Raw genomic sequence first — 15,550 nt, 5'->3', positions numbered from 1 at the left:
TCACTTTTTACCTTACAATGATTGTTGCACTATCGCTCCAGTCGCCGGCACCATGTTGGTTGACGGCGCGTACCTGAAAGAGGTAACGTATGCCCGGTTCCAGGGGGGCGATGACAGTGATCCGCGAATCGGTGGTGCTGTTGCGGTCGGACCAATTTTCAGGGTCAGTACTCTTGGCATAGCGGTACTCATAAATCCTGATTTTCTTTTGCATCTGAAATTGTAGCCTGACTTGTCCCGACTGGTTGGTATCCAGTAATTTGACGCCTTGTATCTTCACCGGTGGCTGTGTCGTGGTCGGCGATGGATTGGTCGGGAATCCTGAACTCAGCAGTACGGACAGTATCCCATTGGCGGTCAGATTGACGTAATAGGAGAGCTTGGCCATGGTGTCGACGAGAATAATGCGACTCTCATTTTTCAGTGCAGTATCTTCAGGAGCGCCACGTTTGCGTACTGCCGCCAGCTTCGTTAGAAAATCATCCAGCTCGGTCTGTACATCTGCCAATGCAGGACTCGGAGTGGTAAAGTGGGTATTGCTATCCATTGCTCGTAGGATAGTCTGTACGGTGATGACCAATTCGTCATCTTTCATGCTTTTAAAGCCATTTAGGGCTCGGTGTGTTACGACCATAGTCTTATCATTTATTGTGTTAAACCATATCGATCTCGGAGGCGCGCTTCCCGTTGATCTATGGCAAACGTAGTCGCTGTTGGGGCAGGAGCTGGACTGATGAACTGAATTGACCTGAAGATGAACCGTATTGACCTGTTTGGAGGCCAAAGGAGATACTCATAATGGATAAATGGACTTTTGGCTATATGGTATCAGCTGGAGTATAGAGCAAGGAGGTCGACGGTTGGAGGAAGTTTGGCAAAGACTTTTATAAGTCTGAAACTTGGGGTATCAAGTTTGGGGCGGAAGGTATGAAGGAAGGATAAAGATGAATTCCGCCCGAATAGTTATAGGCTAAGGTAGTTTGATGCTATAGCCTTGGTGGAATTAATGGGAGGAAGTGTGGGGGACGATGACAGGTAATTGATTGATGGTTTGTATAGTAGGGAAATTGATGATGCATATAGCAATCCCGATGCACCAGGCTGGCGTCTTGGTGCATCGGGGCAGGATGTCTGATTGTATGTTACAATGTGCTACATCCGACCGCGCCTGCGCAGTTCGGCGATAATTGGTTGCAGGTGCTCTTCTTGATAGATATCCATGCTGCCTATGCGTGCGGGTTTTAATTTGCCTTGCTTGACATAACGCTTATAGGTGCTTTCGCTGATGCCTAACACGTTCATAACGTCATTTTTGAAATACACTTTAGACTGACTTTTACCGGCCAGTCGATCGGTGTTTCCACTTATGTTTTCCAATAAGTCCAACATGCGCTTGACGGTGAGATATAGACGGATTAAGTGATCTTCCATAATTTAGTTCATTTTTGGTTTATAAGCTATTTGTTCTGTCCCATAGATCGAATGCAGTGTGAATTTTTCGATCACCTATAGGAATAGAGACGGGAGTGTGTTCGAGTTGTATACTGTTGTGCTGCACGGAGATGACGTAATTGATATTGATGACGTGTGATCTGTGGCATCTTTTGAAATGTTCGGCAGGTAGCCGGTCCAGTACAGTGGACATGGGCTTGGTCGCCGTATAACGGAGGTTGCCAGAAAGCCAGATGATGCAATCCATACCGTCGGCTTCCAATCGTACAATCTGGTCAAAGTCTATTTTTATCCGTTGTGGATTAGGATACTGTCGAACGAGAAATAACCGGGAAGTCTGCTCTGTTTCGATCGGAGATGGTGTCATGCCTCTGTTGCTGTTGTCTGCAGTTTTTTTGGACTGGTTGGTCTCACGGCTCAAGCGAGATCCTTTTGTTTGTGTTTGTTTCATGTGCTGTTTAGTAAATAAGTCATTCTGTTAATAGCTGATTTCCAGATATTGTGGTAAATCAGGAGAGATTAGATTGATCGCGGTCGTGACAAGGTTTGGGAGACCTGAGGTAGAAATAGAAATGTTTAGGTTTGAATAAATTGTGATCATAGGCTCTGATAGGCTATTGAGAAAAATAATTGGTCATTATGCTGTCTTTTGGTATATATACTCGATATAACCAACAATTACGTATATGGATGCTTCTGTTTTACAATTGCGCCGATTGCTGCTGTCCCATACGCAGGATGATCTCCAAGAGGAATGGAATGCGCTGTATTCGGCTTTAACCCCGGTACATTGTGCCGTGGATCAACGTCTTGTATGCAACCCTGGTGATATCTGTTTTTTAGTGGAGGGAACCATGCTCAAAGTGCACCTGACGTCGGTAGTGCGTGTTATTCAGTCTGATCAACTGATCTTTGTTCCTTTGCAGCCCAAAGCGATTTATTTTCGGGCATTGGTCCCGTGTCAGTTGCTTATATTATCCCGGGAGGCACTGTACCATATTATTGAAGTATTTCCCAGAGCTGTGCGTGTTTATGACAGCCTGTTGGACGTATGGCATGAGCAGAGCGATGAACGTCTCCTGTTATTGGAAATGACTCAAAAGTCGGCACGTATAGCCTTGTTTAAGCAACTGCACAAAGAAGCTTTTCCTTATATGGTTCGAAAGGATATCGCCAATTATATAGCAGTGAGTGAGGAATATTTACGAAAGAATTTCTAAGATTGGATTGCATTGGTTTCATAGGAATATAATTTGTCTTTTAAATCGTGCTGGCATAGCATGTGCACATAGATATTTCGTGGTCTGTAGGTTAGTACACCCAAAAATAGGAGCTTTTGCTGGGATGAGGTATGCATAACTTGATACATGTTACGCAGATATTGATACGCTCTATACAATGCTCAGGGGGCAGCTTTTGCGAGATACATCTGTGGACATGTGATCGGATTATAGACTCTATTCCATGTTTGCGGAATAGAGTCTATAGGGGCTAGAAGAGGGCAATGCCTATTTCGTTTTTTTTACGGTATATGCAACAATCTTGTTGGTCAGGGTATCTCTTCGGTCTTTACTGTATAGAGAGTCAATTTTTATTTCGTAGACAAAGCCTTTTTCCATCTTTCCGAGGTTGAGCTTTAATTTGTTCGTTTTATGATCTTCTGTGGCTTGAAGGATACGTACTTCGGTCTCATTGATCCGCGGTGAACCATATTTTGCATGATAATGGTAGTTGTATTTTTTGACGGCTAGCAGCGGAGTGATGTCGCTTGCAGGAGCGTCTGAAAATGGTTTGGTAAATTCGAGTTCGAACCCGTCTTTTTCGAGCCTGATGTTCTTGATGTCAAAGGGTACTCTGTTGGTTGCAATGATCTTTTGTATACCTCGATCGCCCAACCAACCATGATCGGTTTGTCCAGTCCATAGGCTGCCGTCAGGTGCAATTGCCAATCGATTGTTCCCTTTTCGTAATCCTTGTCCTTGGAGGAGTATGGTCGTAGCTCCCTGAGTCATGCCATCAATGTCTTCGAGCATAACCCGTACGATACGTTCGGTATTCATCTCGCCGATGAGCAATTGCCCTAGAAAGTGATCCATATTCATACCTTTTCTTACGACGATAGGTTGGGTGGGCGAATTGGCGATGACATCGTGTGGAAATATAACGGCAGGTTTGTCTCGTAATTGATCCAAAGAGTCTGTAGACCATTCAAAGGGATTACCTTTGTTCCATCTGTCGTCCCATACCAGTGATGCGGGATGGCCGTAAAACTGCCCTTCGCGGACGTGGTAGAGCGGGCTCGAAGCGACCCAATCGCCTTGGTTGTCGGTTACATACAGATTGTCGTTTTCGTCGAGGACGAGGCCGTTGGGCGAGCGAAAGCCAGAAGCAAAGGGGATTGCTTTTCCTTCAGGTGTTATCTTCATAATCCAACCTCTGTAGGGCACTACAGCAAACATGGCTCGCTGTTCTCCTTTACCATCGGCATTGTAGGTGCCTCTAACCTCGGGAGATATATCGCCACCTGACGATGCAGAATTGAGCGCTATATAAAGGTTGCCCTTGGAATCTTTAACAGGACCGTAAGCAAATTCATGGTAATTGGCGGTCATGCCGAAATCATCGTATACGGTTTCATAATCGTCGGCAATGCCATCTCCATCAGTATCTCGGATGCGTGTCAGCTCAGGAAGTTGCATGATCAGTATTTCCTTATCGTCGACGACCAACATTCCGAGCGGCTCGTGCAGGCCTGTCGCGAATAGGCTCCAGGAAGACTTCTTGGGATCATAGATCATGACCTCGCCGCGCATGAAAGCGGCGACGAGTCGGCCATCCGGTAAAAAGTCTAGGGCAGCGACTTCGGCAGTCAGTCCTTCGGGCATAGTGATGGTCTCTATTAGATAGGACTGATCGGCTTCTTTCGCTGTATGATGGCAAGAGAATAAGGTGTATATAAGGACCAGTAAAAGGATGTTTGTTTTCATCTGTCTGTCGTTTATAGGTGATGCATCACGTAGGCTGTTTAGTGTGCGTGTGTTATATTTTTGGTTTCTATGCTGAATTGTTTGCCTTCGGCAGCGGACAATTGTAAAACTGTGCCTGTTATCGGCTTTCCGTTGACTGTATGTTGTACATTGGGGGCTGTGGTAAGATGCAGGCTCACGGTTTCGTTTAATGTAGGAATTCGGAAAGTACGTACGATACCTGCACCGCCTTTTAGCTCTTGGATGAGTTCAAAAACTTCTACGCCATGTACGAGGTAACGAAATTCGGGATACCCTGCTTTGGTTATGCGATATCCCTTGAATCTATGTTCCTGGGGAAGTGTACTGTTGCCTATGCTGAGGGCGGTTTTTTGGTTCTCGGTATAAAATATAGTACCGAGTACGGCCGCACGCGCGTCTTTATGACCTTTCCAAAGAAGGGTATTGTCGACAAAATCGCCTTGCCATGCAAACCGTAACCTACAGGCTCCAGCATCCCAACAGTAGGAGAGTTTCTCTGGGAGATGGACGGCTATCGCAGCAGGTCCGCTACCTTCTATATAGAGCCGATAGAGGTACGGCGGCTCGAGTTTATAAGGATGTGAAGCCTTATGGTGCAGGTGATGCTCATCAGCTTTCATACGGGTGGGCGGTACGTTACTGTCTTTTTCTATGGGAGGCATATTATCCTCTTTACTGACGTACATGGCACCATACATGACGAAGCCATGACCAGGGAGTGTACAGACATAGGGATATACACCTTCTTTGTCCGGCGCTTTGAAATGCAATGTCTTGGATTGCCCATCGTGGAGAATAGGGGTGTGCCATAATATGTCAGGATCATTGGGGACGTAGTTCTTTCGTAAGGCATCTACCCCTAGATCCATCGCCTTCTGTACTACTTTTTCGCGTTGTCCTGGGTTGAGTATAAGGAGATTGTGATCCATATCATCGGTGTTGGTAAATACCAACTCAACTGGAGCCCCTGGCTTTACATGAAATCTTGGTAGATTAAACTGTAATCCAGGGAGAACGTGAAGCTCGATCTTGGTCGGACTTTCTTTTTGAAATGCCGATGAAGCAATAAGTTGCACACCCAACAGTAGAAGGAGGATCAGGCTTGCATTCCATATTTTTTTATTGGTTCGCATAATTTGTTATTTGTGTTTAAAAAGGTTCTTGTAGTAGTCATGTACTTCAAATATGCCGCCCCCTGTTTGGTAAAAATGAGAATCGAGTTCAAAGGCTCCCTGAATGGGGTTGGCCCATGGGGCATTGGGGTAGGGGTGACGAGACTTCATTTCAGTCCAGTTTTTGTAGTTCATATCTCCATTTGTTTCCATGAGCCCCATACCTAGACTTGGAAACGGAGCTACTGCTGCAGCGATGTTCTTGTTCCAGTCGATGAGTGTGGGGTTGACGGTGAGATCTGAACATATACAAGGGATGCTGTGCTCGTAAGCAATCTTGGCTATTTTCAGTGTCATACTGAGGGTTTTGGCAATTCCTTTGAGTACAAATGCACCATATCCCAAAGCGAGCTTCTCGTAGGCATCTCCCTCATTATGGATGCTTTCATCAGCAGCAATGAGGAGTCCCATATCAGATACATTCTCGTTGTTCTCTTCTATAAACGGCTCTTCATATAATAGAATCTGATCAAAGGCACCAATGCTGCGTGCATGGTCTAGGTATCGTTGCAGCAACTGCTTGTTGGGATAACGACCATTGGCATCCATAGTATAGTACACCTGACCTGTAGGTGTTTGTTTCGAGCTTTTGTTTTTTAAAGCCTGGTGTATTTCGGTGAGCCTGACGATGTCTTTGTGAAGCATCTCCTCGGGAGTACCTGGAAAACCGGTCTTGATCTTGAATACAAAATAACCATCATCGGCTGCCTGTACGATATCGGCTATGGGCATGTCGTACGAGACCTGGAACATGATTGCTATCTTTTTGTTTTGAGCGGATAATGCGTTTTTATAGGGTGCCGGGATCATATCATGAAAGGTACGGAGATTGTTTTCAGCGGCGTAGAGCAGCCATAGTGCATTGTCTACGCTCAGCAAGGCATTGTAAAGAAAATTGATGTTGAGTTCCTCGATACCTGTTATTTGTTTTGCCTCTTGATATAGTTCGGGAATAAGGTGATCTAAAAGCGCTATAGGACTTTCGAATTGGAGGCCTTGGATCCGCTGCAGGGCTTTGTTGGTGACCACATACATCAATGCATTGCCATTGGATTCGGATGTAGAAGCAAAGACGTTGGCATCTCCATAAAGGACACTTTGTGTGCCGATACCTATGCTTTCGAAGCCGTTGAGGCTTTCTATTCGCACTATATTTTGCCATAGTTCGGTCAGATAGCCACCTTTGAAGCCAAAAAAATGCTTTAGTTCTTCGCGTTGAAAATTGGAATCTATTCCTGTTATTTCTATCTCCTTCATAATTCTCTGGTTTTTTATGGAAACTGTGTACGTTACCGCAATTTAAAAAATACTTTTGATAGTTAGGCCATAAGTGCGTGGGCTGCCTAAATTTATCGCTCCAAAATCGTAAGCATAAGCTATATATTTCTCGTCGCTCAGATTAGCTCCCCATAGGGCGAGCTCGATTCTTTTATACTGCAACCCGATGCGTGCATTCCATAGGGAATAGGAGTCCTGCGATAGGGTATTGGTCAGATCGAAGTATTGCTTGCCAATATTTTTATGTTCAATGCGTCCAAATAATTTGGAATTGCCCAATGCCGGGATATCGCGTGTGTACTGTAGGGACAAAAAGGAGGTCGTGCGAGGAGTAAAAATTTGCTTATTGTGACTCAGGTCCTGATTGCTTCCCTCTGTGATGACGGTAAGATCATTGTAACGGGCATGGGTATATCCAAAATTATAACTGGCCTCAAGCCCTTGGAGAGGAATGGCGGCAAGTTCGAGTTCCAGTCCTTTGCTGGTCATCATGGCCGCATTTTGGATGAATGTGAGTGCCTGTGGCATGATCAATACAGGAATCTGTCCGTTTTTTATCTGGCTATAGAATAGTGTTGCATTGAGTTTTAATCGCTGGTTCATAAACATATTCTTGCTGCCTATTTCTAAATTATTACTGTGTTCGGCGTTGTAGGATGCTAATGGCGGTTGTGTGGGATCTCCAGACAGTTGACTCATTCCTCCAGCCCTAAAACCACGGCTATAAGAGGCATATAACAGGTTGTCTTTTGCTATTTGGTAATTAAAAGAGAGTTTTGGACTCAAGTTACTGTAGTGGGCAGTGGCCGAGGTATCTGGTGTAGTCACCGTGACTTCTCCGTTATCTGGTAGAAAAGTGCCTTCGATCTGTTGCTTTCTGTGCTCATAATCGTAACGGAGTCCAGCTGTTATATAGAGGTCTGGGCTAAGCTGGTAGTCAACTTGTCCAAAAGCGGCGCCTCCCCAGGTATCGAGTTTATTGATGGTAATATCGGTGAAGTTGGTTAAAGGAAGTCCATACATGCCGGCATCGTTACCGTAATAGGTTCCCTGTTTGGTAGGACTGTGTTGTTGGAAGCTATAAAGTCCCATATTCCAACGAAATTTGGAGGCTGACGGTAAGGTGGAGGATAGTCTGACTTCTTGCATGTATACACTATTGGTGTTCCAAGGTCTGCCATAGTTGTTTACGATAGCAATGATATCATTACTCGAGAAATCCCCATCGATCGGATTTTGGTAATAGCGGTAGTTTTGTTGATAGGATGATTGTGCGTTTAGAAGATAGTTTTTTCCTTGATATCGGGCGCTTAAAGAAACGTTGACGGTCTGGTCTTTCATGGTTGTGTTGCGGTTTTGATCAAGCTCAAAGGGATGTTCGAACGCTTGATCTATCCCCATAACCAAGGGAAAGGGACCTTCATTGGAATGCCCTTGATGCTTTACATTTAACTGAAAAGTGAGTTTGCTGTGCACGTTGTACGTTAAGAAGTAGTTGCCTTGGTGCAGCTGCATGTCATCATACGACGATTGTGTCGATTTATTCGTGTAGTAACCGTTTCTCTTGGTATACATAGCGGATGCACCGAAATACAGTTTGTCGTGGACTAATGGTGTACGAAAACCCAATGCATAGCGTTGTGCATGGTAGTTGCCAAGGCTTATTTCTGCAAACCCAGAGGTATTGTTACCAGGTTGTTTGGTGATGATGTTGATGACTCCACCGCTGGCGTTTCTGCCGTACAGGCTGCTTTGCGGACCTCGAAGTACCTCGATGCGTTCGATATCATGAAGTTGTGAGATATAGGTGTCCAAACTGAATTGATTGACTTCGTCGATATATGTTGTGACAGCGGGATCGTAAGAGGTGGTCGTGATACCACGGATGCTGATGACATTTCGCAGATCGCCAGGATTGGCCGCGTATAGATTAGGAACGATAGCTGTCAGGTCTTTGGCGTCCCGCAGTCTCATGGCTTGTATGTCCTTGGCATTAAGAACAGTGAGGCTGAGGGGCGTCTTCTGCATACCGGCTTCTTTTTTGTCGGCAGTGACGACAACTTCTGGAAGCCGCTGTTCGGTTTTGGAAAGCAGGATAGCTTGCTTTTGTAGACCTACAGCCAGTTGAATCTCTTCGAGAAAGTCGGAAAAACCATCTGCCTGTACATGAAGATAGTATTTCCCAGGACGTATCTCTTGGATTTTAAAGTTGCCCTTAGCGTCGGAATAGGTACGATAGTTGGTGTTCAAAAGTGTGATAGTTGCATTGGAAAGTTGGCTTTCTTTATAGAAAACCGATCCTTCGAGGGTTGCCTGTGTCTGCGACTTAGAATAGGTGCAGATACAGCATAGCAAGATAATCAGGGTATACGCTTTTCTCATATTATTTAGATTTATATTGGTGTTACGGCTGATAATAAAATGCGAATCCGCAAACCTGCGGATTCGCATAGAGCAACGTGTTGTTGATGCTCTTAACGAAATTAATATTTTAATGTCTTAACTTCTAATTATTTATTGTTTTTTGCAGCTTCTTTCATCTCATTGTATTTTTTTAACTGTTGTGGCGTCAATGCTGCTTCGTAGTCTTTTTGCCTTTGTCTGTACACGGATGATATCTGGGTTTTTCTTTGGGATTCGGTCAATTCCGTGTTTTTTTTGATTTTTGTTATCTCGGCAAAAGACGCTTTGGTCAGCGCTGTAATCTTAGTTTGCTGCTCGGTATCAAGCCCCAGCTCGTTCATGGTTTCTGTTTTGTGCAAGAAGACAACGTTTTTTTTCTCTTGGGCATAGCCTACTAGGCTTAGGGTAAACAGTAGTACTGTCAGGATGATCGTTCTTTTCATGATGATTTGAATTTATAAATGTTAAATAATAGATGTTACTTTTGAGCTTCTAAAAAATGAACAATGGTATCGGTGTATTCCTTATGGATAAGGTTGTAAAGCGCATGTCCTTGGTCTTTTAGAATATGTGTTTCTGAAACCAAACCGAGGTCTTTCATTCGACGATCCAGCGCATAAGCATAATCGACATGAATGAGGTCGTCTTTGTCTCCATGGAAAGTGAGCATGGGAGGTGCGTTTTTTTGGATAACGGATGCGTCCTGTAAGCCTCCCCATAGATTGACGGTAGCCCGGATGGGAAGTATTTGCTGTCCTGAGGCATAGGCCAGATTTAGAATGGCCATGGCCCCTGCTGAGCCACCGGCGACAAACACCCTGTCGAGATCAAAGTTGTAGGTGGCATGCTGCTGTTTGACCCAAGTGAATGCCAGGTTCAGATCTTCTGTGGCAATTTGGATGGCTTGCTGCATGGCAGGGTGAAATTGTCCGTCGGGACGTAAGCCTTTGCTCATGTTGGCACGTGCGCTTGCACCCGGTATTTTGTGGTGCTTAAGATAAAGCCTATAGTTGATAGACAATACCGCATAACCTTTACGGGCTAATGTTTGAAACAGCCCTGTGGTGGCCGATTTATCACCTCCTGAAAAGCCTCCGCCATGGACAAATAAGAAAACGGGATTTTTTTTATGGACGCGCTGTGTGGGGAGATAGAGATCTAACAGTCGATCGCTTGAGGTATCTGATGTATAGGGGGCCTCGGGTTTGTCTCCGTAGCGTATGTTTAGACTGTTTTTGTGCTGTACACTGTCCTTGATTACCTCATCTATACCTGTGGTTGTCCCTTGAGGAGGAAAACCTGCAGAAAGTGTATGGTTAGCACAGATCAAGAATAGGGCAAATATGATGCTGTTTGTCTTCATTTCTATATTTTTATACTCGGTGAATTAAGGTGTTGTCAAAAACTCTTATTGAACAGTCAGTTTAATACCAGGGCGCTTCCAAGAAGGGCCGATACCATCTGTCTTGAATAAGGCTTCTTGTGTACTGCTCAGTGGCGTGTTTCCAATATCCTTGGGTGTTTTTTTGCTATGCTGTAATAGCCCCCAGTTATTGAGTCGTAATAAAGGATCCTGTACATGGACACCAGGAGGATAAGAGTCGGCGGCAATGTGAGGTGGAAGGGAGACTATATTCTTCTCGAATCTGATATTATCCGGATTTTTTGCTCTGGTTTCTAGCCAAGTAATCACTTGAGCAGTCTTGGCAATGATCATGTTATTTGCTATGATATTGTGTATAGGGGGTAAAAATGTCTGTTCATTTTTACCGGACCCGACAACGATGGGTTCGGTACAGTCTATGATAGTATTGTGTCTGACTTCGGTGTTCTTGACTTGCCAGTATCCATGAAGCGGAGGATTTTCCCAAGCATTCATAAAGGTAATCGTTGCATTGAGCCCGGTACCGGTCAGGCCTTGGAAGTAATTGTTGTGTATTCTGTGCTCTTCGCCTATAATACGGATGCCACCAGTGCCTGGTTTTTGGTTTCCGATAAAGTAGTTGCCATATACATTTGCTTTGTTGCCGTGGCGAAGAGTGAGCATACCCTTGCTTTCATAAAACAGATTGTTGCGGATGGTATTATTGGTGGATTTGTTCGAAATAATTTCGATCTCACCGTCACAGTGGACAAAAACATTGTCTTCTACAGTGGTAAAAGAGTCGTGCATGGACCATTGGTCTGTACCCATCCGGATTATTTCGCCTCCATTTCTGCCGAGGGGTGGCCTGCCTGCAAAATAGTTGTGGTCAATCCGGTGATAGTTTGGTTTATCTGAAACATAGATTCCGATGGTGGTCCCCAGATGGGTTTTTCCAGCTATAAAGCAATGGTCTACTCGGTTTTGAAAACCATAGAGTACAATCCAGCTGTTGCGCATGGACTTGTCGGGATTATCGTAGTCGACAATAGCAGTGTTGGTCAAACGGCAGTTTTCAGATCTTTCGGTAAATGATATGACATGTTCCTTTAAGGTATAGCCACCATGGAAAGAAAGGCCATCGACAATTAGCCATTTACCATCAATAATCAAGTTGGAGCTGCCGCCAAGTGATAACTGCCCCGGATGTGCTGCAGTCAGTAGAATAGGAGAGGACTCAGTGCCCTCTCCCTTAAATATGATCTTTTGATCAGTCCATTTTTTTCCGATCATTACAACGCGATCGCCTGCGTGCAAGGAAAGGGCCGTTAACTCTTCGGCAGAGTGGATGTGGTATTCCTTGGCAAGTATACTGCAGGTAAAGAAGGATATCAATAGGCTGGTTAAAAGGTATTTCATCTTGTGTCTGGATTATGGTTATAATAGCATGTGACAATAAGCAAGGAACTAGTTCTCTTTCTTGGCATCAGCCTGCATCTGCTTTAGTTTTTTCAGCTGTTCTTCGGTAAGTACTTCATGCTGTTCTTTGGTGCGCTTACGGTACATAGCGGTCATCGCTTTTTTCTTTTCGGCTTCGGAAAGAGAAGCATCTTCAGTGATCACTTTGACATCGGTTGCTTTTCTGATTTCTATGATCTTGGTCCGTTGTTCTGGGGTCATGTTCAATGCGTCCATGACTTTGGTATGGTGAAGAAAAATCCCTTTTGGCTTGGTCTGTGCAAATAGGGAAAGGGACAAGAGTAATGTAAATGCTGTTGTAATAAGTGCTTTTTTCATTTTTAATTATTTAAGGGTTTATAAATCTGTTTTTTGTTGTGAATCTTCGTGTACCTACTGTTTCTGTTTATTGTTTTGAAACAGTCTTTTCTCGAACCAGGCGTATGCCAGCTGGCGCGATTCTAAAGGGAAATCATGACCGTATCCATGCAGGAAATAATTGAAGTCTGCAGACTTGGACTGGTTGAGTATGGTGTAATAATTGGTTACATCCCGAAAGCATTCCAATAGTTGGCTGTTGCCTCTATTCCGTGAATCAAAGAGTGAGTATTGATAGAGGACGGCCCGTGGTGCAGCGAGCATTAAGAAGATGTTGGCATTGGTGTTAAGACTGTTTACACGCGTGGTATCCGCTAAGTACCGGCGCAATGCTGTCGGGTTTTTCCAGAGATCTGGGCGATAATTTACCATGCCGCCAGCATTGACTACGGTCGCTTTTATGCGCTCATCGAGTGCGGCCAAAAGGATGGCGTCCCAAGCACCGAGTGAATGCCCTACAATCCCGATCTGGGTACTGTCCACAAAGTCGAGTGCAGTGAGCATGTCTAAGGCCTTTTGAAGGTCATAGATACTTTTTCCGGTAAGCCCCCAGCCTGGATATTTCAATTGAAGTTTTTGCTCCTCCAGTACCATTTCAGCTTTGTTGTTGGCTGTACCATTGGGACGTCTACGCTGTCCATAAGCTGCTCGATCGGGGGCAAATGCAATAAATCCTCTTTTTACCAAGTCCAAGGCATACTGCCTGTTGTCTCGACCAATCTGCTCCTGTTCGTCTTTTGCCGGTGCGGAATATATGCCCACCACTCGATCTTTTCCGGTCTCTGCTGTCGGATGTGGACATAAGATTAAAGGTAGTTTATGTCCTTTTTTTAACGTATTTGGAACCAGGAGATAGGCAAAAGCATAATCTTCGGTGTCTACAAGGTATTTGACATGCCATCGTTCGTGGTCGGCTTCTTTTGTCTTGCTGATGATTTGTAACTCTGGTCTGGAGGTTATGTTTTTTTTCGGCCCCTTCTGCATGTATATCCTTTCTATAGTCGACTTGAGTTCGTCTCTTCCGACCTGTGGGATAGTGTCCTGTAGTTGTGGTATCATTGCCTGGACATGTTGGCCAAATGCGAACACCAAAAGAAGGAACAAGAGACGGTGTGTTTTGTGACAAAGCATATCTTTATTTTTTAAATTGATTTTTGATTATTGGTAATACGTACCCGCATCAGGGATGATCCTGATGGGTAATAGAGGTAACCATCCTCTTGTATTTTCGCAAAACGGGCTCCCTGGAGGGAGGGATGGCTAGCTAACACCTGTACGCTGTTGGTGCTCGGGTCGATGGATAGGAGGTGCCCCCCTTGGCTGTCGATCAGGTATAGCAGCCCATCTGTCCCTGTTTTTTCACTGGGAACTATTCTTGCCTTGGTCTTGGAATTACTGACCTTGATCTCGCCTCGATGCTGAATCTCTCTCTTGATCGGATCGAAAACGTAAAATTGATCGGAAGTAAATCCGTAGATATTTCCGTTCGTAGCCCGTACAGCTTTGGTATAACTTGTAGCTGCAGTAATTGGCTGCGTTTTATAAGAAATGCTATTGGTCTTGGTATTCCATAAGAATACCCAAGCTTCTTTTTCCGTTGGTTTGGCACTGCTGCCCCCACCGATAGAGGAGGTGACAAATATTTCGTCGGTCTCTGGGATATCGGTTACTGAGGTGTAGCTCTGATTGGGAATAAGATCTTTAAACGTTTTTGTTTTCATGTTCTTAGGATCTATTTGTACCAGTGTACCTCCAAGGTGTCCTTTGATAGGTGCTGTAGGACTGTATATGTTACCATAGGATGCCAGTGTCAACTGGACAGGGCGCTCTTGTTTGTCGCTTTTGTGCAGATAGGCTAATAAACGAGGATTGTCCGTAGATTTAGGCAGGCTGGGATCGAAATATTCGATATAACCACCTGTGTAGCTGCTTGTAAAAAGTCCCTTTCCATAGGACAGCAAATCGTATATCTGTGTAGACCCTCTTGTGATGCGTCCCATATTGCGGAGTTCTCCAGTTTGCATATCGTATGAAAACATATGACCTGGCTTCATACTGCTCCCATAGAGCTTTCCGTTGTGAACATCACTAATGCTGAACACCAGTTTGGCAGAAGGTACAAATGTGCTTTTGATAATTGAGGTTTGCTTGCTGTTGTTGTCTTTGACTTCTAAGTGTCCATTCTCATTGATCAATACAGCTGTTTTGCCATTCCATAGGCAATCTGTTTCGATCTGCGCAGGTTGGGTTGGTCCTGGTGTAATTCCCGTTGCCATACATGAAAAAGTAGTATTCCCTTTCTTGCCATATACTTTTCCATCGGATGCTTTCCAAAGAACCGGTGCTCCATAAGTTTGTAGGTCTTCAGGCAATAGTTGTTGTTGTTCTTTGGTAGTCGGATTAAAGGACCATAGCTCGCCATGATGCATACCGTGTGGCAGGTATATTATGCCGTCGGCATCGCTGACTGGTTTGATGATGTACTCCATACCAGCGTTGGTCGATATATGGGTTTTGTGCTCAACCTGCTCTGTATCAGGGTCTAGAATTGATAAACCGCCCTGTGGGAAAGTCCCTACATATATTTTTCCATCGGGAGCAACGGTGTAACTGCCGCTGACCCAATAGGTCGCTGCACTGGGAGGGCCTACGGTAGAGAGCGTGCCGCTCGGAATATCGTACTTTAGAAAACGCCCCTTATTTCCGGCAAAAAGATACAAAGTCTGTTCATTGTGTTTGAAGATCAGAACACTGTTCGCCTTACCATAAGGGGTAAGATCGACTTGTGTCAACTGTCCGCTCTCCATATGAACGCCGATGAGTGCACTTCGCTCCGCATCTGTCAATCCGGCCCATGCAATGGGACCAGTCTCTGTAGCTTTCGTAACCAATTCGATGGGGAGGTTCATACGGATGGGTTTGCCGAGCTCTTCAAAAGTGAATTTTCTCTCCTTCTGAGCCGTAGCAATACTGATCATAGTATGAATCAAGAGAAAGAATAGTAGGGCTTTTGTTTTAATCATGGCTGTTGTGTACAA

At 44.6% G+C, this 15,550-nt stretch carries 14 protein-coding genes; 1 reads left to right on the top strand and 13 read right to left on the bottom strand.

The genetic code is table 11. The features are described from left to right. Positions 1–7: 7 nt before the first annotated feature. From M472_RS34300 to M472_RS34290, 3 genes are all read right to left on the bottom strand, one after another. Positions 8–634 carry a fibronectin type III domain-containing protein gene (locus M472_RS34300; RefSeq protein ID WP_081643165.1) on the bottom strand — a complete coding sequence of 209 codons (627 nt, stop codon included), beginning with the start codon at positions 632–634 and terminating at the stop codon, positions 8–10. 518 nt (positions 635–1,152) lie between these two features. Beyond that, positions 1,153–1,431: a MerR family transcriptional regulator gene (locus tag M472_RS34295; RefSeq protein WP_021070448.1), complete on the bottom strand. Its 279-nt coding sequence runs from the start codon at positions 1,429–1,431 to the stop codon at positions 1,153–1,155. Between the two features lie 19 nt (positions 1,432–1,450). Further along, the gene (locus tag M472_RS34290) at positions 1,451–1,903 is read right to left on the bottom strand and encodes a LytR/AlgR family response regulator transcription factor (RefSeq protein WP_021070447.1); all 453 of its coding nucleotides are present in this window, start codon (positions 1,901–1,903) and stop codon (positions 1,451–1,453) included. 235 nt (positions 1,904–2,138) lie between these two features. On the opposite strand from M472_RS34290, the gene M472_RS34285 reads away from it, so the two are divergent. After that, a complete protein-coding gene (locus tag M472_RS34285; protein WP_021070446.1) occupies positions 2,139–2,672 on the top strand; it encodes a cyclic nucleotide-binding domain-containing protein in 534 nt (177 codons plus the stop codon). A gap of 288 nt (positions 2,673–2,960) precedes the next feature. Here M472_RS34285 and M472_RS34280 read toward each other — a convergent pair whose 3' ends face one another. The 10 genes from M472_RS34280 to M472_RS34240 form a co-directional block, all read right to left on the bottom strand. After that, the gene (locus M472_RS34280; protein ID WP_022829346.1) at positions 2,961–4,439 is read right to left on the bottom strand and encodes a PQQ-dependent sugar dehydrogenase; all 1,479 of its coding nucleotides are present in this window, start codon (positions 4,437–4,439) and stop codon (positions 2,961–2,963) included. A 38-nt stretch (positions 4,440–4,477) separates the two neighbouring features. Next, the gene (locus M472_RS34275) at positions 4,478–5,593 is read right to left on the bottom strand and encodes a plastocyanin/azurin family copper-binding protein (protein WP_021070444.1); all 1,116 of its coding nucleotides are present in this window, start codon (positions 5,591–5,593) and stop codon (positions 4,478–4,480) included. Between the two features lie 6 nt (positions 5,594–5,599). Next, positions 5,600–6,889 carry an enolase C-terminal domain-like protein gene (locus M472_RS34270; RefSeq protein ID WP_021070443.1) on the bottom strand — a complete coding sequence of 430 codons (1,290 nt, stop codon included), beginning with the start codon at positions 6,887–6,889 and terminating at the stop codon, positions 5,600–5,602. A gap of 42 nt (positions 6,890–6,931) precedes the next feature. Beyond that, positions 6,932–9,292: a TonB-dependent receptor gene (locus M472_RS34265; RefSeq protein ID WP_021070442.1), complete on the bottom strand. Its 2,361-nt coding sequence runs from the start codon at positions 9,290–9,292 to the stop codon at positions 6,932–6,934. Positions 9,293–9,420: 128 nt separating this feature from the next. Further along, positions 9,421–9,756 (bottom strand): hypothetical protein, encoded by a 336-nt coding sequence (locus M472_RS34260; protein ID WP_021070441.1) that lies wholly within the window; start codon positions 9,754–9,756, stop codon positions 9,421–9,423. A 35-nt stretch (positions 9,757–9,791) separates the two neighbouring features. Next, positions 9,792–10,676, bottom strand: a complete 885-nt coding sequence (locus M472_RS34255) for an alpha/beta hydrolase (protein ID WP_021070440.1) — start codon at positions 10,674–10,676, stop codon at positions 9,792–9,794. Positions 10,677–10,721: 45 nt separating this feature from the next. Further along, entirely contained in the window at positions 10,722–12,095 is a 1,374-nt protein-coding gene (locus tag M472_RS0122740) for a polysaccharide lyase 6 family protein (RefSeq protein WP_021070439.1), read from the bottom strand. A gap of 48 nt (positions 12,096–12,143) precedes the next feature. Next, positions 12,144–12,473 (bottom strand): hypothetical protein, encoded by a 330-nt coding sequence (locus M472_RS34250; RefSeq protein ID WP_021070438.1) that lies wholly within the window; start codon positions 12,471–12,473, stop codon positions 12,144–12,146. A 54-nt stretch (positions 12,474–12,527) separates the two neighbouring features. Beyond that, entirely contained in the window at positions 12,528–13,643 is a 1,116-nt protein-coding gene (locus M472_RS34245; RefSeq protein WP_081643163.1) for a dienelactone hydrolase family protein, read from the bottom strand. Positions 13,644–13,654: 11 nt separating this feature from the next. After that, complete coding sequence (locus tag M472_RS34240; RefSeq protein WP_021070436.1) at positions 13,655–15,535, bottom strand: hypothetical protein; 1,881 nt, start codon at positions 15,533–15,535, stop codon at positions 13,655–13,657. Positions 15,536–15,550: the final 15 nt, after the last annotated feature.

This window comes from Sphingobacterium paucimobilis HER1398 (genome assembly GCF_000416985.1).
In the GTDB taxonomy this organism is placed as follows: domain Bacteria; phylum Bacteroidota; class Bacteroidia; order Sphingobacteriales; family Sphingobacteriaceae; genus Sphingobacterium; species Sphingobacterium paucimobilis.
Note: the sequence above shows the minus strand (reverse complement) of the source record. Positions and strands in the feature narration are given on the sequence as shown.

Excerpts from the sequence above, each read along its gene's own strand:
- M472_RS34300 (WP_081643165.1), bottom strand. The coding sequence starts at position 634 with ATGGTCGTAACACACCGAGCCCTAAATGGCTTTAAAAGCATGAAAGAT.
- M472_RS34295 (WP_021070448.1), bottom strand. The coding sequence starts at position 1,431 with ATGGAAGATCACTTAATCCGTCTATATCTCACCGTCAAGCGCATGTTG.
- M472_RS34290 (WP_021070447.1), bottom strand. The coding sequence starts at position 1,903 with ATGAAACAAACACAAACAAAAGGATCTCGCTTGAGCCGTGAGACCAAC.
- M472_RS34285 (WP_021070446.1), top strand. The coding sequence starts at position 2,139 with ATGGATGCTTCTGTTTTACAATTGCGCCGATTGCTGCTGTCCCATACG.
- M472_RS34280 (WP_022829346.1), bottom strand. The coding sequence starts at position 4,439 with ATGAAAACAAACATCCTTTTACTGGTCCTTATATACACCTTATTCTCT.
- M472_RS34275 (WP_021070444.1), bottom strand. The coding sequence starts at position 5,593 with ATGCGAACCAATAAAAAAATATGGAATGCAAGCCTGATCCTCCTTCTA.
- M472_RS34270 (WP_021070443.1), bottom strand. The coding sequence starts at position 6,889 with ATGAAGGAGATAGAAATAACAGGAATAGATTCCAATTTTCAACGCGAA.
- M472_RS34265 (WP_021070442.1), bottom strand. The coding sequence starts at position 9,292 with ATGAGAAAAGCGTATACCCTGATTATCTTGCTATGCTGTATCTGCACC.
- M472_RS34260 (WP_021070441.1), bottom strand. The coding sequence starts at position 9,756 with ATGAAAAGAACGATCATCCTGACAGTACTACTGTTTACCCTAAGCCTA.
- M472_RS34255 (WP_021070440.1), bottom strand. The coding sequence starts at position 10,676 with ATGAAGACAAACAGCATCATATTTGCCCTATTCTTGATCTGTGCTAAC.
- M472_RS0122740 (WP_021070439.1), bottom strand. The coding sequence starts at position 12,095 with ATGAAATACCTTTTAACCAGCCTATTGATATCCTTCTTTACCTGCAGT.
- M472_RS34250 (WP_021070438.1), bottom strand. The coding sequence starts at position 12,473 with ATGAAAAAAGCACTTATTACAACAGCATTTACATTACTCTTGTCCCTT.
- M472_RS34245 (WP_081643163.1), bottom strand. The coding sequence starts at position 13,643 with ATGCTTTGTCACAAAACACACCGTCTCTTGTTCCTTCTTTTGGTGTTC.
- M472_RS34240 (WP_021070436.1), bottom strand. The coding sequence starts at position 15,535 with ATGATTAAAACAAAAGCCCTACTATTCTTTCTCTTGATTCATACTATG.